The following is a 19981-nucleotide window of genomic DNA, read 5'->3' as shown; positions in this document are numbered from 1 at the left end:
TTCTGGCGGCGGTCCGTCCCGGACGTCATGATCCCCCTATGACCGATGACTCACCCAAGGTGGACCGGGCCCGGAAGCTGGCCGCGCTGCGCGGCAGCGAGCGAGTGCTCAGCGGCAGCCCGCTGGCCGAGACGGCCGGGGAGCGACTGGCCCGGCTGGCCGCCGAGGCCGGCGCCGGGCAGCTGGACCAGGGCGTGGATGTATACGGCGACGGCCTGGTCGCCGAGCTGGAGCGGCGGGGGGCGGAGCTGCTGGGCATGGAGGCCGCGGCCTTCTTCCCCACCGGCACCATGGCGCAGCAGGTGGCGCTGCGCTGCTGGGCCGGGCGCACCGGCTCGCCCACCGTGGCGCTGCATCCGCTGTCCCATCTGGAGGTCCATGAGCGGGGTGCGTACGCACAGCTCAGCGGCCTGCGCGCGGTGCATCCGACGAGCCGGCCCCGGCTGCCGACGGCGGCCGAGATACGGGCCTTCGAGGAGCCCTTCGGCACCCTGGCGCTGGAGCTGCCGCTGCGGGACGCCGGGTTTGTCCTGCCTTCCTGGGCGGAGCTGACCGAGGTGGTGGCGGCGGCCCGGGAGCGGGATGCGGTGGTGCACTTCGACGGGGCCCGGCTGTGGGAGTGCACCTCGCACTTCGGGGTGGGCCTGGCGGAGATCGCCGCGCTGGCGGACTCGGTCTATGTCTCGTTCTACAAGTCGCTGGGCGGTCTCTCGGGGGCGCTGCTGGCGGGCCCGGCCGAGCTGGTGGAGGAGGCGGCGGCCTGGCGGCACCGGTATGGCGGCAGGCTGTTCCAGCAGTGGCCGGCGGCGCTGAGCGCCCTGTCCGGGCTGGACCGGGAACTGCCCCGGCTGCCGTCTTATGTGGCGCACGCCAAGGTTGTGGCGGGGGCGCTGCGGGAGGCGTTCGGGGCGGCGGGGGTGAGCTGGTACCGGGTGCATCCGGAGGAGCCGCACACCCATCAGTTCCAGGTGTGGCTGCCCTACCCGGCGGCGGTGCTGGAGGAGGCCGGGGTGCTGCTGGCGGAGCGGGAGGGCACTTGGCTGTTCCACTCCTGGCGGCCCGGCCCGGTGCCCGGCCTGTCCTTCACCGAGGTGACGGTGGGCGCGTCAGCACTGGACTGGACGGCCGCGGCCGTCGGCGAGGCGGTGGGGGTGCTGCTGGAGCTGGTGCGCGGGGGCGGGTGATCCCGGGGCGGCCGGTCGGGCGGGGGTGGGGGCTGCTTCCGGGTGCACCTGGTGGCCCGGGTGCGCCTGGTGCCCCGGGTGCTCCAAGTGCGGTTGGGTGAGCGGCCGGAACAGGCGGAGCAGGGCCCGGCGGCGCTCCCGGCGGTGGGCCGTCCGCTCGTCCACCACGGCCAGGAACCGCCGCCAGGTACGGAACTCGCGCACCGCCTGCCGCTCACCGGTGCCCGGTGCGGGCGGCGCGGGAGTTCCGTGCTGGGCGGCGCGGTAGAGGTCGAGCAGGTGCTGCTGTGTCGCGTTCATGCCCTCACCGTGCGGGCCGCCGGCCCGGCTTGGCCCGTCGATTGACGGGGATGGTCAATCGACGGCCGGAGGGATGGATTCCGGCCGGAGAATGGGCCCATGAGCGTGACGATCGACATCGCGGGGCTGCCGCCGGAGCGGTTCCTGTTCCGGCTTTCGCCGCTGGCCGAGCTGTCCAGTGCCCTGCATGTGCTGGCCGCGCCCGCCCACCATCCCGGGCTGCACGGCTGGACGACCTCGACCGCCGCCGCGCTCAAGCCGGACCTGGCGGACCGGCTGTGCGAGGCGGACTTCCTCTGGGGCCCGCTGATCTCGGACCTGCTGATGCCCTTCGCCGGGCTGCCCGAGGCGGGCGGGGTGCCCGGGGCCACGCTCCGCGAGGAACTGGACCTGGTGGACCGGCTGGACGACGAACGGTTCGTCAACGCCGCGCTGGAGATCAACTGTTCCAGTCACTACCACAAGGGCCGGTCCCCGCTGCGGGACGCACGGGCCCGTGCGGAGGCGCTGGACCGGGCGGCCGCCCGCGGCCCCCGGCAACTGGACTTCGCCAAACGGCTGGTGGCCGACCCGCCGGGGGTACGGGCCTGGCTGCGCCGTCTGTTGGAGGACTGCGAGGAGGCGTTCTTCGCGGATGTCTGGCAGCGGGTGAGCGTCCAACTGGCGGCGGATGTCCGGCACAAGACGGAGGTGCTGCGGCGCAAGGGGCTGCGGGAGGCGCTGGCCGCGGTGGGGCCGGCGGTCCATCTGGACGAGGACGCCGGCCGGATCACCGTGGACAAGCTGATCAGTGGCCGGACGACGGCGGTTGACCCGGCGGTGGGGCCGGGGGTCACCCTGGTGCCGTCCTGCTTCGGCTGGCCGCACTTGATGGTGCTGCACGCTCCGGGGTGGCGGCCGGTCATCCACTATCCGGCCGACGCGCCCGAACTGCCCTCGCCCGCTTCGCTGGACCTGCTCCAGCTGCGCCTGGAGGCGCTGGCGCACCCACTGCGCATCCGGCTCTGCCGGTTCCTGGCGCGGACCGCTTTCACCACCGGGGAGCTGGCCGTTCAGCACGGCGTCAGTGCGCCGGAGGTGTCCCGCCATCTGGCGGTGCTGAAGAAGGCGGGGTTGCTCACTACGCGGCGGCGTGGGCGGTATGTGCTGTACCAGCTGGATTTGACGGTGGCGGCCCGGCTGGGCAGCGACTTTCTGGAGGGGGTGCTGCGGTAGGGGTGCGGTTGCGTTTGGCCGGCCGCGCGGTTCCCTGTGCGATGCGGTTGCCGGTTCGGCTGCGGGCCGTGGGTGGCTGGGCGCGCAGTTCCCCGCGCCCCTACGGGGGCGCCGCGTTGTGGGCAGTCGTTCCGCAGGACGATGGGGGTGCCCCCGCGCCGTTCAGGCGTGGGGGAGGGTGGGCACAACGCCCACCGGGCCGCACCCGGTCACGAAACGGCGTCTGCCGATGGCCGTTGCCGGGTCGGGTGCGGGCCGTGCGTGGCTGGGCGCGCAGTTCCCCGCGCCCCCGACGGAGCGCACCCGGCGATGGAACGGCGTCTGCCGATGACCGTTGCTGGTTCGGGTGCGGGCCGTGCGTGGCTGGGCGCGCAGTTCCCCGCGTCCCTGAAGGGGCGTACGCGGCGAGCCTTATGGGGTGGTCACCCGGTAGATCTGGCCCGTGGCGTGGCCCTCCAGTGAGCGTAGGTAGGCCAGGGCCACCCGGCGGGCCGGGACCGGCTCGATGCCGGGGAAGAAAGCGCCGTAGGCGTCGGCGGATTCGGCGACCAGGGTCGGGCTGACCACATTCACCCGCTGCGGCGCCAGCTCTATCGCCGCGGCCCGCGCGAAAGCCTCCACCGCGCCATTGGCCGCCGAGACCGCCGCCCCGGCCACGATCGGCTCCTCCGTGAGCACACCGGAGATCAGGGTGAAGGAACCCTGCGGCGCCACATGCCGGGCGCCCTGGCGGACCAGTTCCAGCTGACTGAGCGCCTTGCCGCGGAAGGTGGCCTCGAAGTCCTCCGCGGTCAGCTGCGGCAGCGGCCGGAACACCGCGCCGCCCGCCGCGCAGACCACCGCGTCCAGCCCCGTCACCTGCTCATACATCCGGGAAACCGACCCCGGATCCGTCATGTCGGCGATCACGTCCGCCGTTCCGGACCGCCCCACCGTGACCACCTCGTGCCCCCGCTCCAGCAGCAGCGCGCGCACCGCACTGCCCACCGTGCCGGACGCACCGATGACCAGAACCTTCATCTGACCCAACTCCCAAGATCCGACGAGCACTTGCGCGCCGACCCTAAGGCTCCGGGCGGCCCCCCGGGTAATGTCCGCCACGCCGGAACTATGCTCCGCACGCATGGATGTGGAACTGCGCCACCTCAGGGCCCTGGTGGCCATAGCCGAGGAAGGCACCATCACGGCCGCGGCGGAGACCCTGCGGCTCACCCAGCCCGCCCTCTCCCGCACCCTGGCCCAGCTGGAACAGCGGGTCGGCGTAAGGCTGTTGGACCGCTCCGGCCGCCGCCCGGCCCTCACCCCGGCGGGCCGGACGCTGAGCGAGCACGGCCGGGTGATCCTGGCCCGGGTCCAGGCCGCCGTCGCCGACGCGGCCGCCGTGGACCGCCCGCTGCGCCTGGGCTACAGCTGTTCCGTACTGGGCAGGTTCACCGTGCCGCTGCTGCGCTCCTGGCGCCGGGAGCACCCGCAGACCCCGCTGGAGCTGCGCCGCCATGACACCGGCGCGGCGGGCCTGGCCACCGGCGAGGTGGATGTGGCCGTGCTGCGCCGGCCGGTGGCCGACGCCGGGCTGTGGGTGGAGGAGCTCTACTGGGAGGAGCGGTTCGCCGCGCTCCCGGACAACCACCCGCTGGCCTGCCGCCCCTCGGTCACCCTGGACCAACTCGCCTCCGGCACCCTGGCCTTGTGCCCGGGTCTGAGCACCGTCCATCTGGATCTGTGGCCGCCCGCCGCACGCCCCGCGCACACCGTGGAGGTGCGCGATGTCGATGAGTGGCTGACCGTCATCGCCACCGGTGATGTCTTCGGGGTGGCCGCTGCCGGTACCTGTGAGAGCCATCCGCATCCGGGGGTGCGCTATGTCCCGGTCGCCGACGCCCCGGCCACCACCGTCTATCTGGCCCGCCCGGCGCACCCCACCCACCCCCGAACCGGCGATCTCCTGGCGCTGGCACGGCAGTTGACGGCGGGGTGAGCTTGGCCACGATCACCCCCTGACCGGCCGCCCCGCTCGCCACACTGCTGCCATGAGCGAACGAGTGGGCCCCGCCGTCACCCTCGGTCTCCTGGCCGCCTGGGCCTTGAACGACATCGAGGAACTGGCCACCATGGACCGCTTCACCCGCGAACGGCTGCCGGTGCTGCGGGCACGCCTCCCCCGGGTGCCGGAGCGGATATGGCGCTCGATGGCCACGGTGGACGGGCGTGAATTCGCCGTGGCCGTAGGTGTGATGGGCGCCATTGTGGCCGCTGCCGCGGCCGACGGCCACCGCACCGGCGGGCGCTCGGCCTTCTACCGCACCACCCTGGACGGCTTCGGGCTGCACGGCCTGGTGCACCTGGCCCAGGCGGCCGCCACCCGCGGGTATACGCCGGGGGTGCTCACCTCGCCCACCGTGGTCGTCCCCTTCACCCTGTGGGCCCGTACCCGGCTGCGACGGGCCGGAGCGCTGCCACCGGCCCGGCCCCGGGACGCCGTCCGCGGCCTGGCCCTGGCCGGCGCCGCCACCGTGGTCAGCCACACCCTGGCCCGCCGGCTCATGGCGCGGACTGGCCGCCGGCCCGTACCAGGCCGCTCTCATAGGCCATGACCACCACCTGCACCCGGTCCCGCAGCCCCAGCTTGGTGAGGATGCGGCCCACATGGGTCTTCACGGTGGCCTCGGACAGCACCAGCCGGGCCGCGATCTCGCCATTGGACAGGCCCTGTGCCACCAGCATCATCACCTCGCGCTCCCGGTCGGTGAGCCGGCCCAGCCGGGGGCTGGTCCGCTCCCGGCCGGAGCCGGGCAGCATGGGGGTGAAACGGTCCAGCAGCCGCCGGGTGGTGCTGGGCGCGACCACCGCGTCCCCGCTGTGCACCGCCCGGATGGCACCCAGCAGTTCGGCCGGCGGGACGTCCTTGAGCATAAAACCGCTGGCCCCGGCCTTGAGCGCGGAGAAGGCGTACTCGTCCAGGTCGAAGGTGGTCAGGATCAGCACCTTGGGCGGGTCCTCCTGGGCGCAGATCCGGCGGGTCGCCTCCACCCCGTCCAGCCTGGGCATCCGGACATCCATCAGCACCACGTCCACCCCGGTGCCGTCCAGCACCTGGAGCGCCTCCTCGCCGTCGCCCGCCTCGGCGACGACCTCCATGTCCGGCTGGGCGGCCAGCACCATGCGGAAGCCGGTGCGCAGCAGCACCTGGTCGTCAACGAGCATCACGCGGATCGGCATGCGGGGATTCCCTCTCGGTTGTGCGCTGATGATGGTGTGCGTTGGTGACGGTCATGGCTCGGCGGTGATGGTCATGGGTCGGCGGTGATGGTCATGGCTCAGCGGTGATGGTCATGGCTCAGCGGCCGGTCCGGGCGGGCAGCAGCACACTGATCCGGAAGCCGCCGCCCGGCCGGGGCCCCGCGTCCAGCGTGCCCCCGACCATGCCGACCCGCTCGCGCATGCCGATCAGGCCATGGCCCATGCCGTCCGCACCGCCGGATGCATAGAGCTCGTGCTGGGCGCCCCGGCCGTCGTCCTCCACCAGCAGCCCCAGCCCGTCGTCGAAGTAGGTCAGTCTGACACTGGCGCCGGCGTCCGGGCCGCCGTGCTTGCGGGTGTTGGTGAGCGCCTCCTGGACGATGCGGTAGGCGGTCAGTTCCACGCTGCTGGGCAGCGGGCGGGCGGCGCCCTCCACCCGGTAGTCCACCGGCAGCCCGGCGCCGCGCACCTGCTCCACCAGGTCCTCGATCTGCCCCACATCGGGCTGCGGGACATATTCGCCGCCGCCCCCGCCACCGTTCTCCTCGCTGCGCAGCACACCCAGCAGCCGGCGCATCTCGGCCAGCGCCTGGCGGCCGGTGGCGGAGATGGTCTCCAGCGCCTGCTTGGCCTGCTCGGGCGAGGCGTCCAGGACATACGCGGCGCCATCCGCCTGCACCACCATCACCGAGACGTTGTGCGCCACCACATCGTGCAGTTCCCGGGCGATCCGGGCGCGCTCGGCGGTGACCGCCATCTTCGCCTGCTGCTCGCGCTCCTTCTCCAGCCGGGCCGCCCGCTCCTCCAGCTGGGCCCAGTAGGCGCGGCGGGTGCGCATGGAGTCGCCCAGCACCCAGGCAAGCAGGAAGGGGACGGCGGCGAAGCCCATGGCGATGAGGTTGTGCGCCAGTCCGGGCGAGCTGTCCGGCCAGCGCAGGAAGTACAGCACCGGCGCCACCAGCCCGCCGATCAGCGCGAACCGGGAGGCCCAGCGCTTGCTGCCGGAGGCCACGGTGTAGACGATCACCAGCATGGCGAAGTCATAGATATTGGCCTGGACGTCCAGCACCAGCTGGGCCATCCCGGCCAGCGTCGCCAGCAGCAGCATGCACACCGGGAGCCGCCGCCGCAGCGCCACCACCACCGACATGGCGCACGCCACCCCGGCGGCGACCAGCTGGTTTCGTTCGCCGCCGACCGTCCCCGCCGCGGCCATCGCGCCGAGCCCGAGCAGCAAAAGGGCCCAGAAGCTGTCCACCCCGGTGGGGTGTCTGCGGAGGAAGTCGTAGAGGCGCTGCACGTCACCCAGCGTAGGCACGCTGCCCAGGGGCGTGGGTCAGCCCGGCGATCGATACCGTCTCCCCGCATCTACTCCCCAAGGTGGAGGGTGCCGGCCCGTCCGTCCGCCATAGCGTGTGTATATGACATCCGTAGCGCGCCCTTGGCGGGAGGCGGCCCGGGCCGCCCTGTACGGCCCCGGCGGCTTCTACCGCCGCCCGGAGGGACCGGCCGGGCACTTCCGCACCTCGGTCCACGCCTCCCCACTGTTCGCGGAGGCGGTGCTGGAACTGCTGCGCCGGGTTGACGCCGCCCTGGGTCATCCCGCCGAGCTGACGTTCACCGATATGGGTGCGGGACGAGGCGAGCTGGTGACCGGGGTGCTGGACCGTTGCCCGCCGGAGCTGGCCGCCCGGCTGCGCCCTTACGCGGTGGAGCTGGCGGACCGGCCGGCCGGGCTGGACCCCCGCATCACCTGGCAGGACGCCCCGCCCCGGGAGGTGACGGGCCTGCTGCTGGCCAATGAGTGGCTGGACAATGTGCCGCTGGACGTGGCCGAGACGGACGGCCGGGGCACTCCCCGGCTGCTGCTGGTCCAGGACGACGGCGAGGAACTGCCCGGCGACCCGGTCACCGGCGCGGACGCCGAGTGGCTGGCCCGCTGGTGGCCGCTCGAGGGCGCGCCGCCCGGCAGCCGGGCCGAGATCGGGCACCCCCGGGACGCGGCCTGGGCGGACGCGGTGTCCGGCCTGCGGGCCGGGCTGGCGGTGGCCGTGGACTATGCGCACCGCCGGGCGGCCCGGCCGCCGTTCGGCACCCTCACCGGGTTCCGGGACGGGCGGGAGGTACGGCCGGTGCCGGACGGTTCCTGCGACCTCACCGCTCATGTGGCCCTGGACGCCTGCGCGGGGCCGGGCGCGGTGCTGCTCAGCCAGCGGGCGGCGCTGCGGGCGCTGGGGCTGGACGGGCGGCGCCCGCCGCTCACCCTGGCCTCCACGGATCCGGCGGCCTATGTCCGTGCCCTGGCCCAGTGCGGTGAGGCGGCCGAACTGACCTCCCCCGCCGGGCTGGGCGCCTTCACCTGGCTGGTCCAGCCGGTGGGCCCGTCCTGTGCGCGGGTGCTGGCGGACGCCGGGGAAGTCGGTGGGTGATGCGGTGGCCGATGCGATGGCGGATGCGGTGTGGTGCGCGGGTGGGCACGGACCCCGGGTCCCGCCCTGGGAAACTGTTCCCATGACGGAAACCACAGTGGGGATCGGCGGCGCGGCCGAAAGCACGGACATGGTGCTGAACATCGGCCCCCAGCACCCCTCCACCCACGGCGTCCTCCGCCTCCGCCTCACCCTGGACGGAGAACGCATCCGCACCGCCGAACCCGTCATCGGCTATATGCACCGCGGCGCGGAAAAGCTGTTCGAGGCGCGCGACTACCGCCAGATCATCATGCTCGCCAACCGCCATGACTGGCTCTCCGCCTTCTCCAATGAGCTGGGCGTGGTGCTGGCCGTGGAGCGGATGCTCGGCATGGAGGTCCCCGAGCGCGCGGTCTGGATCCGTACCCTGCTGGCCGAGCTGAACCGGGTCCTCAACCATCTGATGTTCCTCGGCTCGTACCCCCTGGAGCTCGGCGGCATCACCCCGGTCTTCCACGCCTTCCGCGAGCGCGAGGAGCTCCAGGCGGTGCTGGAAGAGGTTTCCGGGGGCCGGATCCACTACATGTTCAACCGGGTCGGCGGCCTCAAGGAGGACCTGCCCTCCGGCTGGACGGACCGCGCCCGGCACGCGGTGGCCGAGGTCCGTTCCCGGATGGACGTCTATGACCGCCTGGTGCTCGGCAATGAGATCTTCCGGGGCCGCACCCGGGGCGTGGGCGTCCTCGCGCCGGAGACCGTGCACGCCTACGGGGTCAGCGGGCCGATCGCCCGCGCCTCCGGGGTGGACTTCGACCTGCGCCGCGACCAGCCGTATCTGGCCTATGCCGAGCTGGCGGACGTGCTGACGGTGGTCACCCGCCAGGAGGGCGACTGCCTGGCCCGCTTCGAGTGCCTGCTGGAGCAGACGCACAATGCGCTGGCCCTGGCCGACGCCTGCCTGGACCGGCTGGCCGAGCTCCCGCCCGGCCCGGTCAACCAGCGGCTGCCCAAGGTGCTCAAGGCCCCCGAGGGAGCCACCTACGCCTGGACCGAGAACCCGCTCGGCCTCAATGGCTACTACCTGGTGTCCAAGGGCGAAAAGACGCCCTACCGGCTGAAGTTGCGCTCGGCTTCCTTCAACAACATCCAGGCACTGGTGGAGTTGCTGCCGGGCACGCTGGTCGCCGACATGGTCGCCATCCTGGGATCGCTGTTCTTCGTGGTCGGCGACATCGACAAGTAGCGGCCCGGCCGCGTCAGATGGCGTTGCGCAGCTCGATGACGTCGATCTGCTCGGTGTCGTCGTGCGCGGTCAGGTCGATGACCTCGCCGTCGGCGCTGTCGGCGGCACCGGCGGCGTCCTGGGCCAGGGCCTCCTCGCCGACCACATCCGCGAGGTCCTGCTCCTCCACGGGCGGGGCGGCGGGCACCACCGGCTTGCGGTTGTTGCCGAAGAAGTCGAACCCGCCCTGGGTACGCGCCACGGGTACGGACGGCACCGGCCGCCGCACCAGCCCGCCGGGGGTGGTCCCGGCACCGCTCCGGGCCGCGCCGGGGGCCGCCTGGGCCACCGGTGCGGGTGCCTTGACAGTGGGCACGGGCGCCTTGTCCATGGCCTGGGCTCCGGCCTGGGCCTCGGCTGCGGCGGCGTCCACCGCGGGCGCCCCGGCCGGGGCCGCCTCCTCGGCCGGCGACTGGGCGGCGGACGCCTCGTCAGCCCCGGAACGGGCCGCCTCAGCGGAGGACGGCTGAGAACGGGCCGACCGCTCCTCGGACGCACGGGACTCGGACGCACGGGACTCGGCAGCCTCGGAACGAGCCGCCCCGGAGGGGGCCGCTTCCGAGGGGGCCGCCCCGGAACCGGCCGGACCCGACTGGGCGGATGCGCCTTCCACTGCGGCCGGCGCAGACGCAACCTGACGCTCCGACGCCGTCGGCTCCGCATCCGCAGAGGACGCCGCCGCCCGCTGACGCACCCCGTTCGCAGCGAGGTCCCGCAGGGCCGCCGCGGCCAGCCGGTAGGCCGCCGGGGAAAGGTCGCCACCGGAACGGGCCTGCCGCTCGGAACGGGCCTGGATCGCGGACTCCAGGGCCAGCGCCGCCCGCGGCACGCCCGCCTTCTCCTTCTCCCGGCCGCTCGCCAGCAGCCGCCGCCCCTCCAGCGCGCTGGCCCGCTCGGTCTCGGCGGTGGCGTAGCGGCGCAGCAGATCGGCGTGCTCGGTGCGCAGCCGGGCCAGCTCCGCGCGCTTGCCGCGGAGTTTGGCCTCCAGCCGGGTGCGTGCCTGGCGGGTCTCGTCCAGGTCCGTCTCCAGCTCGGCGATCCGCTCGTCGGTCTTCCACTCGTCCCGTACCCGGGCCGCGGTGAGCTGGGCGACCCGCTTCCCGGCGGCCCGGTCCCAACGGCGCATCAGCACCGAACCGACCACCGCCGCCGCGGCCGCGGCGGCCGCGAGAGAGCGGATGACGACCGGTTCGTCCACGGTCCACGCTCCGGCCGCGCAGGCGACGGATGTCGCGGCGACCAGTGAAGAGGGAAGAAGCCGGTGCAGGGAAGGGGAATGGCGGTGGCGTCCTCGTGGCATGGCCTGAAACTTACCGTGCGTTGCTCCGGAAGTGTGACTCCAGCACCAAACCGTTCTCTTGATCTTACGTCTTCCCTACTTCTTCTCCTTGCCGCTCAACAGCCCCTTGTCCTTCACATACTGCGCGGCCACATCCGCCGGCTTCAGCCGCTCGGTGTCCACCTTCTTGTTGAGCGCGGAGAGATCTGCCGTGGTCAGCACCTTGTTGAGTTTGTTCAGCGCCTCCGCGACCCGCTGGGAACCCGCCCTGCTCGCATTCACCACCGGCAGCACGTTGTCGGAGTTCTGCAGCTTCTTGTCGTCCTGCAGCGCCACCAGCCCGAACTGATCGAGTGTGGCGTCGGTGGTGGTGGTCAGGACCAGTTGGTCCCGGCCGCTCTTGACCGCCTGCTTGGCCTGGGTACTGCCGACCTCCAGTGGGTCTATGCCGGTGACATCGATGCCATAGGTCTTCTCCAACCCCGGCTTGCAGAACGGCCGCTGGGCACATTCGTCCCCCGCCGCCAGCTTGACCGGCTCCTTTGACCGGCCCAGGTCGGAGAGCGTCTTGAGCTGGTGTTTCGCCGCGAACTCGGTGGTGACCGCAAAGGCGTTCTGATCCACCGCGCGGCCCGCGTCCAGCACCTTCAGACCGCGGGGCTCGGCGAGTTTGCGCAGTGCGTTCACCGTGGCCGCGGCATCGGAGGAGGCCAGCTCATGGGCGTCCTTGCCGTTCTGCTTCTTGTTCAGGAATTCGGTGAGGGTGGCGGCATACTCCGGAACCACATCGATCTGGCCCTTCTCCAGGGCCGGTTCATAGAGCTCACGAGCGTCCACGGTCTTGATCGAGGTGCTATATCCGGCGTCCCTGAGCAGCGCCGCATATATTTCCGCGAGCACTTTCGACTCGGTGAAGGAGGCCGAGCCGATCACCAGTGAACCCTGGCCGGATCCGGACCCTCCGCCTCCGCTGCCGGACTTTTCCAGGCTGTGGCCGCCACAGGCGGTGAGCCCGGCCGTCAGCGCGGTGGCACCGGCCATCGCCAGCAGTGCCCGTACGGTCCGCGAGCGGCGCGGGGTGGTCCTGGTCATGCGGCAACTCCATCCTCGGTGAAGAACCCCCGGCGCTCCGGGAGTTCCTTGCAGGGTCGTCAAGCAGCGCTACCCGGCCACGGGCTGGACATCCGCGGGTTCCGGGGAAACCGGCGGCCGGACACCGCCGCGCCGGCGGGAGCGGGCCAACAGCCGTTCCAGCGCCGCGAAGAGCCCCTCGACCAGCAGGGCCAGCGCGGCCACCAGCACCGCCCCGGCGACCACCTGGGCGGTATAGGTGAGCCGGAAGCCCGCGGTGATGATCCGGCCCAGGCCGCCGCCCCCGACCATGGCGGCGATGGACACGGTGGCCACCACCTGCACGGCGGCCGAACGCACCCCCGTCATGATCATCGGCAGCGCCAGCGGCAGTTCCACCCGCCCGACCACCTGACGGCCCGACATCCCCATGCCACGGGCGGCCTCGACCACATCGCGGTCCACCTCCCGCATGCCCACATAGGCGTTGGTCAGCAGCGGGGGTATCGCGAACAGCACCAGCGCCAGCACCGTCGGCCAGGAGCCGTACTCCCCCAGCGGACTGAGCGTCAGCAGCACCAGCACCGCGAAAGTGGGCACCGCCCGGCCCGCGTTGGAGAGGTTCACCGCCAGCGCCCCGCCCCGGCCGGTGTGCCCCAGCAGCACCGCGACCGGCAGCGCCAGCACACAGGAGATCAGCAGACAGACGGTGGTCAGCTCCAGGTGCTCGGCCAGCCGGTGCCAGACGCCGTCCGTGCCGGACCAGTGGGCGCCGGTGGTCAGCCAGGTCCAGGTCTCCTCGGCCACTCCCATCAGGCCACCGCCTTCCGCCAGGCCCGCCGGGGGCGCCCGGCCCGTCCGGTCCGGGTCCAGGGGGTGAGCAGCCGCTGCACCAGCAGCAGGGCCAGATCCGCCACCACCGCCAGCAGCACACAGAGCACCGAGGCGGTGAGCACCTGGGCCTTGAACACACTGTGCAGGCCCTCATAGATGAGATTGCCCAGACCGCCGTATCCCACCAGGGCGCCGACCGTGGTCAGCGAGACGGTGGAGACCGTGGCGATCCGCACTCCGGCCACCACCGCGGGCAGCGCCAGCGGCAGCTCCACCCCGAACAGCAGCCGCAGCGGGCCGTACCCCATGCCGCGGGCCGCCTCCCGGGCCTCCTCGGGGACCGCGGCCAGCCCGGCCAGGATGTTGCGCACCAGGATGGTCAGCGAATAGAGCACCAGACCGGTGACCACCACCGAGACCGACAGCCCGAACACCGGCACCAGCAGCGAGAACATCGCCAGCGAGGGCACCGTGTAGAGCACCGTGGTCAGCCCCAGCACCGGGCCGGCGGCGGCCCGCCAGCGGCGGGCCAGCAGGGCCAGCGGGAAGGCGATCAGCAGCCCGATGGCCACCGAGGCCACCGTGATGCCGATGTGCTGCACGGTGGCGTCCACCAGCTCCTGGCTCCGTGTGCGCACATACTCGCCGCAGATCCAGTCATTCCTGACCAGGCAGTTGCCGGCCGGTTCCGACATCCGTGCTCACCTCCCCCTTGGCCTTCACCGACGGTCACTGGCGACCCTAACCCCGGCCACTGACAATCGCCTCCGGACGGAAACACAACCGTCACATCGCCGGGAGCGCGATGTCGGACCCCGCCCCCACAATGGGGAGCGTGATCCGTTTCGAGCACGTGACCAAGCGCTACGCCGATGGCACCACCGCCGTGGACGACCTCTCCTTCGAAGTGGCCGAGGGCGAGCTGATCACGCTGGTCGGACCCTCCGGCTGCGGCAAGACCACCACCATGAAGATGGTCAACCGGCTGATCGAGCCGACCAGCGGCCGCATCCTGCTCGACGGCGCGGACATCGCCCAGGGCGATCCGGTCGAGCTGCGCCGCCGCATCGGCTATGTGATCCAGCAGGTCGGCCTGTTCCCGCACCGCACGGTGCTGGAGAACACCGCCACCGTGCCGCATCTGCTGGGCTGGCAGCGCAAAAAGGCCCGGGCGCGCGCCGCCGAGCTGCTGGAGCTGGTGGGGCTGGACCCGGCCGTCTACGGCGACCGCTATCCCGACCAGCTCTCCGGCGGCCAGCGGCAGCGGGTGGGAGTGGCCCGGGCGCTGGCGGCGGATCCGCCGGTGCTGCTGATGGACGAGCCCTTCGGCGCGGTGGACCCGGTGGTGCGGGAGCGGCTGCAGAGCGAGTTTCTGCGGCTGCAGTCACAGGTGCGCAAGACGGTGCTGTTTGTCACCCATGACATAGAGGAGGCGGTCCGGCTGGGCGACCGCATCGCGGTCTACGGCCATGGCCGGATCGAGCAGCTGGACGCCCCGGCCGCGGTGCTGGGCGCGCCCGCCACCCCGTATGTCGCCGACTTCGTGGGCGCCGACCGGGGCCTGAAGCGGCTCTCGGTCACCGAGATCGAGGCGGGCGACCTGGAGCAGCCGCCGGTGCTGCACCTGGACGACCCGCTGCCGGAGGCGCTGCGGCGGCTGGAGTCCGAGGAGGCCCGCTGGGCAGTGGTCCTGGACGACCGGGACAACCTGCACGGCTGGGTGGCGGCGGAGGCGCTGGGCTCCGCCGGGGGCCGGGGCACGGTACGCGACCACGCCCGGCGGATGGACGCCTGGCTGCCGCTGGGCGCCTCGCTCAAGCAGGCATTCAGCACCATGCTCCAGCACGACGCAGGCTGGATCGCGGTGCTGGACGGGGAGCGCGGCGACCGCTTTCTCGGGGTGCTGACCCCGGCCCGGCTGCATGAGGCGCTGCGCCGGTCGATCGGGGCCGACGCGGTGGGCGCGGAGCGCGCGGATGTGGAGCTGCGGACCGTTTCGGGGGTGTGATTCCCGTTGGGGGCAGGCCGGGTGCGGCCGGTCGCGCCCATGCGGCGGAATGGGTCACAGCGCCCCGCGGGGCGTCAGGCCCGGCTGGCGCCGCCGCTTTCGTCGTCGTCCTCCGGCAGACGGCAGACCCGCTCCATAAAGAACGCGGCGGCCACCACACAGGCCCCGGCCACCACCGAGGATCCGGCGTAGATGGCCTGGTCGCGGCGGGCCGGGTCATCCAGGCCGACGCTCAGCAGAAAGACGCCCACCCCGCCGTAGGCCCCGGCGACCAGGGCCGCCACCAGGGCACTGGCCTGGGCGAAGACCACCGCGCGGGCGGCCAGCAGGGGATCCACCCCCTTGGCGCCGGGCCGCCGCTCGCGCTGGGCGCGCAGCCGCGAGCGCAGCGAGAAGGCGGTCGCGGCCAGCACCGCGGCGATCACCGCCAGCACGATCGGGGCCGCCACCGGCACCCGGGGCAGGGTGCCGAAGGAGTCCCACAGCCGGGCGCCCGACCAGGAGAGCACCCCGGCCGCGGCGAACAGGCCGAGCAGCACCCCGATCCGAAGTTGCTTCACCGAGCCGTCGCCCCTTGTCGTCATCAGTCGTTCCTCAGCCGCGCGCACCGGCGCGCGCACGGTCAACGGCTACTCGGGCAGCCGGAGTTCCAGGTCGGCGCGGGCACGTACGCCCTCCCGGCCCATTCCGGCCAGCAGCTCGGCGACCGGGCCATGGCCCGGGACCACGGCCTCCGGATCCACGTCGTACCACGGAACCAGGACAAAGGCCCGCTCATGTGCCCGCGGATGGGGCAGCGTCAGCACCGGGTCGTCGGAGACCACATCCTGGTAGGTGACGATGTCCACATCGATGGTCCGGGGGCCCCAGCGCTCGTCCCGCACCCGCTCGAAGGCCTCCTCGATGGCGTGCCCGCGCTCCAGCAGCGAGCCCGGCGGCAGCGTGGTCTTCACCATCACCACGGCGTTGTAGTACGCGGGCTGGGAGCCCGGCGCCACGCCCCAGGGCTCGGTCTCGTACACCGGGGAGACCCGCTTGACCCGCACCCCGGGGGTGTCCTCCAGGGCATCGACCGCGCCCTGCAGGGTCTCCAGGCGGTTGCCCAGATTGCTGCCCAGGGAGAGCACGGCCCATTTGGGGTTGGAGAGGGTCACATCGGCGGCGTCCACCTGTTCCACCACGGAGGCGGGCACCGGCTGCACGGTCGGGTCGCTGCTGCTCATACTCGGCTCCGGGTGATCGTCACGGTCACATCGTCGAAGGGCACGGTGATCGGGGCGTCGGGCTTGTGCACCACGACCTCCACCTCCCGCACCGCGTCGTGCTTGAGGCACTGCTGGGCGATCCGCTCGGCCAGGGTTTCGATGAGATCGACCGGCTCGCCCTGGACGATGCCGACCACCTCCTCGGCCACGATGCCGTAGTGCACGGTCTTGGTGAGGTCGTCGTCGGCAGCGGCCGGCCGGGTGTCCAGGCCGAGGACCAGGTCAACGATGAAGGTCTGGCCCTCCTCGCGCTCCCTGGGGAACACCCCGTGGTGCCCGCGAGCCTTCAGGCCGCGCAGCGCGACACGATCCACACGAATCACTCCTGCTGGTCGTCGGTGACGGGCGTGGCCGCCCCCGGTCCTCGACCGGGATACCCAACGTCGAATCTACCTGCGAGCACCGACAGTGCCCGGGCACGGGTGCCGGGAAGGGAGGGCGGCTGTGACCCGGCTCACCAGGCGTCACCCGCGCCCCGACGGCTCGCAGCCCTCCCATACCCGGCCCCGGCCTTACTCGAACGAGTGATCACCGTCTCCTCACACTGACGCCACATCCGCCCCTCAGAGCACCGGCGGCCCGGGCTGTCCGCCCTCGTCCTCGCCGTTCTCCCCGTTGCCCTCGTCCTCCTCGCCCATCCCGGCGAGCACCGGGGAGCCATGGTGCGACCAGACCTTCCACTGCGAGCCCATCCGCCGGAACACATTGGTCGCCACCACCAGCTGTCCCACCAGCGGCCCCAGCTCTCCCTCCGCCTCGGCCGGGGCGCCACTGAGGATGTTCTCGGTGCAGGTCACCAGGGCGGTGTCACCGTTGACGGCAACCTCCACATCGGTGAGGAAGAACTGGATGTAGTCGGTGCTCGCCATGATCAGCGCATAGGAGCGCAGTACCTCACCGCGGCCGCGCAGCACCGGCCAGCCGGGGTGCACACAGGAGACCTCGGTCTCCGGATCGTCCAGCCAGAGCCGGTCCATGGCCGCCGTGTCGCCGCGCTCCATGGCCTCGTACAGGGCGGTATTGGCCAGCTCGACCGCCTCATGGTCGGTACGGGCGGTGCTCACTCGGCCTCCTCACCGGCCGCGGCGGCCACCGCGCGCACCACGCGCACCGCGTCCGCGCTGGCCCGTACCTCGTGTACCCGTACCGCCCAGGCGCCCTCCCGGGCGGCGAGCGCGGTGACCGCGGCGGTGGCCGCGTCCCGTTCCCGGGCCGGTGGCGGGCTGCCCTCCGGGCCGGCCAGCACCCGGCCGAGGAAGCGCTTGCGGGAGGCCGCCACCAGCATCGGCCGGCCCAGTTCCCGGCGCAGCCGGTCCAGCCGGGCCACCAGCGCCAGGTCGTGCTCGGCGTTCTTGGCAAAGCCCAGGCCCGGGTCCACCACGATCCGGTCGGGGTGGACGCCGCCCGCGACCACCGCCTCCATCCGCTGCCGCAGCTCGGCCAGCACCTCACCGGCCACATCGCGGTAGACGGCCCGGGCGTTCATGTCCTCGCTGAAGCCGCGCCAGTGCATCACCACAAAGGGCACCTCGGCGGCGGCCACCATGGGCACCATCGCCGGGTCGGCCAGCCCGCCGCTGACGTCATTGACCAGCACCGCGCCGGCCTCTACGGCGGCGGAGGCCACCGAGGCGCGCATGGTGTCCACCGAGACCAGCAGCCCCTCGGCGGTCAGCTGGCGCACCACCGGCACCACTCGGCGCAGCTCTTCCTGCTCGTCCACCCGCACCGCGCCGGGCCGGGTGGACTCGCCGCCCACATCGACCAGGTCCGCACCGGCGGCGGCCAGGTCCAGGCCCCGCTTGACCGCCGCCGTGGTGTCGAACCAGCGGCCGCCGTCCGAAAAGGAGTCGGGCGTGACATTCACCACCCCCATCACCGCGCACCGGTCCCACTGGGGCAGACCGACCGGCCCGATACGACCGCGCAAGCTACTCATGCCAACCAGCCTAGGGTGTGCCCCGCGGCCGCCGCCGGGCGGCGCCCGGCACGCCAAGGCCCTCCCCGGACGGGTCCGGGGAGGGCCTTGGCGGAAAGCGGCTCAGGCGGCGCGGGTGACCTCGGCCTGCTCCACGTCCTCGTGCTCGTGGACGCTCTCCTGCGGCGGGGTGGGGCGGCGGCGCAGCAGGCGCGGCAGCTCCAGGAAGCCCTCCGCCTGCATCATGGCGAAGCCGATGCGCGGCAGGTCACGGCTGTTGGGGAAGACCACAAAGCGGGGCTCCCAGCGCGGCCGGAACTTCTCGTTGAACTTGTAGAGCGACTCGATCTGGAACCAGCGGGAGAGGAAGACCAGCACCGCCCGCTGGATCCGGACCACCGGCCCGGCGCCCAGCTTGCTGCCGCGCTCCAGGGCGGAGCGGAAGAAGGCGAAGTTCAGCGACAGCCGCTTGATCTTCAGCTCGGGCGCGGCCTGCAGGAAGGCGACGATCAGCAGCTCGTTCATGCCCGGGTCGGCGCTGCGGTCGCGGCGCATCAGCTCCAGCGAGGAGCCGTCCTTGCCCCAGGGCACATAGTGCTGCATGGCCCGCAGGTTGCCGAAGGGGCAGTCCTCGCCCTCCTCCGGCTCCTTGTGCGCGGTGGCGATGATCGCGTCCAGGTCCTTGGGGTCGCCGATGCGGCCCAGGGCCATGGAGAAGCCGCGCTCCTCCTCGGTGTCGCGCCAGGCGTTGGCCGCCTTCTGGACGGCCGCCAGCTCCTCGGCGGAGAGATCGCCGACCCGGCGCACCTTGGTGGTGTAGCCATTGCGCTCGATGCGCTTGACCATCTGGCGGACATTGCGCATGGAGCGGCCGGTCAGGCTGAAGTCGGCCACCTCGACAATGGCCTCGTCACCCATCTCCAGGGCGTCCAGACCGGTCTCGCGGGTCCACACCTCGCCGCCGGTCTCGCTGCACCCGGCCACCGCGGGCGTCCAGGAGTGGCGCTTGGCCAGCTCCATGAACTGCTCGATGGCGCCCGGCCAGGCCTCCACATCACCGATGGGGTCACCGCTGGCCAGCATCACACCGGAGACCACCCGGTAGGAGACGGCGGCCTTGCCGCTGGGCGAGAAGACCACGCTCTTGTCCCGGCGCAGCGCGAAGTGGCCCAGGGAGTCGCGGTGGCCGTGCTTGTCGAGCAGCTCGCGCAGCCGGTCCTCGTCCTCCTCGGTGAGCACCGCGGCCGGGTACGCGGGGCGGAAGGCCAGGTAGGCGGTGCTCAGCACGGTCAGCAGGCCCAGGGCGCCCAGCGAGTAGGCGACCACATAGTCGGTGCCGCCGGTGTAGCGGATGGAGCCCTCGAAGCCGAAGAGGCCCCAGAGGACGTGTTCTATCTGCTCATGCACCGGCGGGTCGCCGACCATCTGGTTGGCGTGCGAGCCGACGATCACCCAGCCGAGGCCGAAGCTGGCCCCGCCCATGAGCACCAGGTTGGCCAGCGCCTTCCAGCGGCTGCGCCGGTCGGGCAGGGCGGTGAAGGAGCTCTTGTGACGCAGCAGGTAGACGAAGAGCAGCAGTGAGAAGGCGGTGCCGAGATAGGAGTGGCGGTAGATCAGCTGCGCGGCGGCACCCACCGGCAGCAGCAGTACGCCGGCCAGCCAGGCATGCTGCTTTGCCCGCTTGAGGCCATGGGCCAGCATCAGCAGCAGAATGCCGACGATGATCGAGCCCGCCGCGGCCAGCTGCGTCACCGATCCGGGCAGCACCTCGGACCAGTAGTGCACCCGGCTCCAGCGCCACCGGGGCATGACGCCGGCCGCGATGTCAGCGAGCCCGATGATGGCCGCGACCGTACCGACGACTGCGGGCACGTTCTCGGGCTTGGGTCCCTTGAGGAACCTCGCAAGCCCCGACAGCCTCTTCGGTCCCGGAGGAACCTCGTCGGACTTTTTGCCATCTACCCTGACAGACAT

General features: G+C 72.4%; 21 protein-coding genes. 7 read left to right on the top strand and 14 right to left on the bottom strand.

Features of this window, described 5'->3' with window-relative positions; all coding sequences use genetic code 11:
* The first annotated feature begins 38 nt into the window (after positions 1-38).
* Positions 39-1184, top strand: a complete 1146-nt coding sequence (locus CV755_RS25355; protein WP_109282586.1) for a threonine aldolase family protein — start codon at positions 39-41, stop codon at positions 1182-1184.
* Here CV755_RS25355 and CV755_RS35435 read toward each other — a convergent pair.
* Positions 1107-1484, bottom strand: a complete 378-nt coding sequence (locus CV755_RS35435) for a hypothetical protein (RefSeq protein WP_109282585.1) — start codon at positions 1482-1484, stop codon at positions 1107-1109. The two genes, CV755_RS25355 and CV755_RS35435, sit on opposite strands and share 78 nt — an antisense overlap.
* A gap of 105 nt (positions 1485-1589) precedes the next feature.
* Between CV755_RS35435 and CV755_RS25345 the strand changes: the two genes are divergently transcribed.
* Positions 1590-2699, top strand: coding sequence for a DUF5937 family protein (locus CV755_RS25345; protein ID WP_109283506.1), 1110 nt, complete (start codon positions 1590-1592; stop codon positions 2697-2699).
* Between the two features lie 411 nt (positions 2700-3110).
* On the opposite strand, the gene CV755_RS25340 is transcribed toward CV755_RS25345, so the two are convergent.
* Entirely contained in the window at positions 3111-3719 is a 609-nt protein-coding gene (locus tag CV755_RS25340; protein ID WP_109282584.1) for a short chain dehydrogenase, read from the bottom strand.
* Positions 3720-3822: 103 nt separating this feature from the next.
* On the opposite strand from CV755_RS25340, the gene CV755_RS25335 reads away from it, so the two are divergent.
* The gene (locus CV755_RS25335) at positions 3823-4677 is read left to right on the top strand and encodes a LysR family transcriptional regulator (protein WP_109282583.1); all 855 of its coding nucleotides are present in this window, start codon (positions 3823-3825) and stop codon (positions 4675-4677) included.
* Between the two features lie 52 nt (positions 4678-4729).
* Positions 4730-5293 carry an HXXEE domain-containing protein gene (locus tag CV755_RS25330; RefSeq protein WP_109282582.1) on the top strand — a complete coding sequence of 188 codons (564 nt, stop codon included), beginning with the start codon at positions 4730-4732 and terminating at the stop codon, positions 5291-5293.
* Here the strand turns inward: CV755_RS25330 and CV755_RS25325 are convergent.
* Together CV755_RS25325 and CV755_RS25320 are read right to left on the bottom strand one after the other, a co-directional pair.
* Positions 5241-5918: a response regulator transcription factor gene (locus tag CV755_RS25325; RefSeq protein WP_109282581.1), complete on the bottom strand. Its 678-nt coding sequence runs from the start codon at positions 5916-5918 to the stop codon at positions 5241-5243. The two genes, CV755_RS25330 and CV755_RS25325, sit on opposite strands and share 53 nt — an antisense overlap.
* A gap of 118 nt (positions 5919-6036) precedes the next feature.
* Positions 6037-7239: a sensor histidine kinase gene (locus CV755_RS25320; RefSeq protein WP_109282580.1), complete on the bottom strand. Its 1203-nt coding sequence runs from the start codon at positions 7237-7239 to the stop codon at positions 6037-6039.
* Positions 7240-7360: 121 nt separating this feature from the next.
* On the opposite strand from CV755_RS25320, the gene CV755_RS25315 reads away from it, so the two are divergent.
* The gene (locus CV755_RS25315) at positions 7361-8368 is read left to right on the top strand and encodes an SAM-dependent methyltransferase (RefSeq protein ID WP_109283505.1); all 1008 of its coding nucleotides are present in this window, start codon (positions 7361-7363) and stop codon (positions 8366-8368) included.
* An 82-nt stretch (positions 8369-8450) separates the two neighbouring features.
* Positions 8451-9593: an NADH-quinone oxidoreductase subunit D gene (locus CV755_RS25310; RefSeq protein ID WP_109282579.1), complete on the top strand. Its 1143-nt coding sequence runs from the start codon at positions 8451-8453 to the stop codon at positions 9591-9593.
* Positions 9594-9606: 13 nt separating this feature from the next.
* On the opposite strand, the gene CV755_RS25305 is transcribed toward CV755_RS25310, so the two are convergent.
* The 4 genes from CV755_RS25305 to CV755_RS25290 form a co-directional block, all read right to left on the bottom strand.
* Positions 9607-10830, bottom strand: a complete 1224-nt coding sequence (locus CV755_RS25305) for a coiled-coil domain-containing protein (RefSeq protein WP_241561387.1) — start codon at positions 10828-10830, stop codon at positions 9607-9609.
* 177 nt (positions 10831-11007) lie between these two features.
* A complete protein-coding gene (locus CV755_RS25300; RefSeq protein ID WP_109282577.1) occupies positions 11008-12003 on the bottom strand; it encodes an ABC transporter substrate-binding protein in 996 nt (331 codons plus the stop codon).
* Between the two features lie 69 nt (positions 12004-12072).
* Entirely contained in the window at positions 12073-12795 is a 723-nt protein-coding gene (locus CV755_RS25295; protein ID WP_109282576.1) for an ABC transporter permease, read from the bottom strand.
* Positions 12795-13511: an ABC transporter permease gene (locus CV755_RS25290; protein ID WP_109282575.1), complete on the bottom strand. Its 717-nt coding sequence runs from the start codon at positions 13509-13511 to the stop codon at positions 12795-12797. The genes CV755_RS25295 and CV755_RS25290 overlap by 1 nt, the downstream gene beginning before the upstream one ends.
* Before the next feature lie 140 nt (positions 13512-13651).
* Here CV755_RS25290 and CV755_RS25285 point away from each other — a divergent pair, with 140 nt between their 5' ends.
* On the top strand, positions 13652-14824 hold the full coding sequence (locus CV755_RS25285) for an ABC transporter ATP-binding protein (RefSeq protein ID WP_109283504.1): 1173 nt from the start codon (positions 13652-13654) through the stop codon (positions 14822-14824).
* Between the two features lie 74 nt (positions 14825-14898).
* Here the strand turns inward: CV755_RS25285 and CV755_RS25280 are convergent, their stop codons facing one another.
* From CV755_RS25280 to CV755_RS25255, 6 genes are all read right to left on the bottom strand, one after another.
* Positions 14899-15384 carry a DUF3180 domain-containing protein gene (locus CV755_RS25280; RefSeq protein ID WP_109283503.1) on the bottom strand — a complete coding sequence of 162 codons (486 nt, stop codon included), beginning with the start codon at positions 15382-15384 and terminating at the stop codon, positions 14899-14901.
* A gap of 69 nt (positions 15385-15453) precedes the next feature.
* A complete protein-coding gene (gene folK / locus CV755_RS25275; protein ID WP_109282574.1) occupies positions 15454-16047 on the bottom strand; it encodes a 2-amino-4-hydroxy-6-hydroxymethyldihydropteridine diphosphokinase in 594 nt (197 codons plus the stop codon).
* Positions 16044-16403: a dihydroneopterin aldolase gene (folB, locus tag CV755_RS25270; RefSeq protein WP_109282573.1), complete on the bottom strand. Its 360-nt coding sequence runs from the start codon at positions 16401-16403 to the stop codon at positions 16044-16046. Before folB ends, folK begins: the two co-directional genes overlap by 4 nt.
* 249 nt (positions 16404-16652) lie before the next feature.
* Positions 16653-17153, bottom strand: a complete 501-nt coding sequence (locus CV755_RS25265) for a nuclear transport factor 2 family protein (protein WP_109282572.1) — start codon at positions 17151-17153, stop codon at positions 16653-16655.
* Entirely contained in the window at positions 17150-18028 is an 879-nt protein-coding gene (gene folP / locus CV755_RS25260; RefSeq protein ID WP_109282571.1) for a dihydropteroate synthase, read from the bottom strand. The genes CV755_RS25265 and folP overlap by 4 nt, the downstream gene beginning before the upstream one ends.
* Before the next feature lie 102 nt (positions 18029-18130).
* Positions 18131-19981, bottom strand: coding sequence for a phosphatidylglycerol lysyltransferase domain-containing protein (locus CV755_RS25255; protein ID WP_109282570.1), 1851 nt, complete (start codon positions 19979-19981; stop codon positions 18131-18133).

The sequence above is a fragment of the Streptomyces orinoci genome, from assembly GCF_003121295.1.
GTDB lineage: Bacteria > Actinomycetota > Actinomycetes > Streptomycetales > Streptomycetaceae > Streptomyces > Streptomyces orinoci.
The sequence above is the reverse complement of the archived record's forward strand: the minus strand, read 5'-3'. Positions and strand labels throughout refer to the sequence as shown.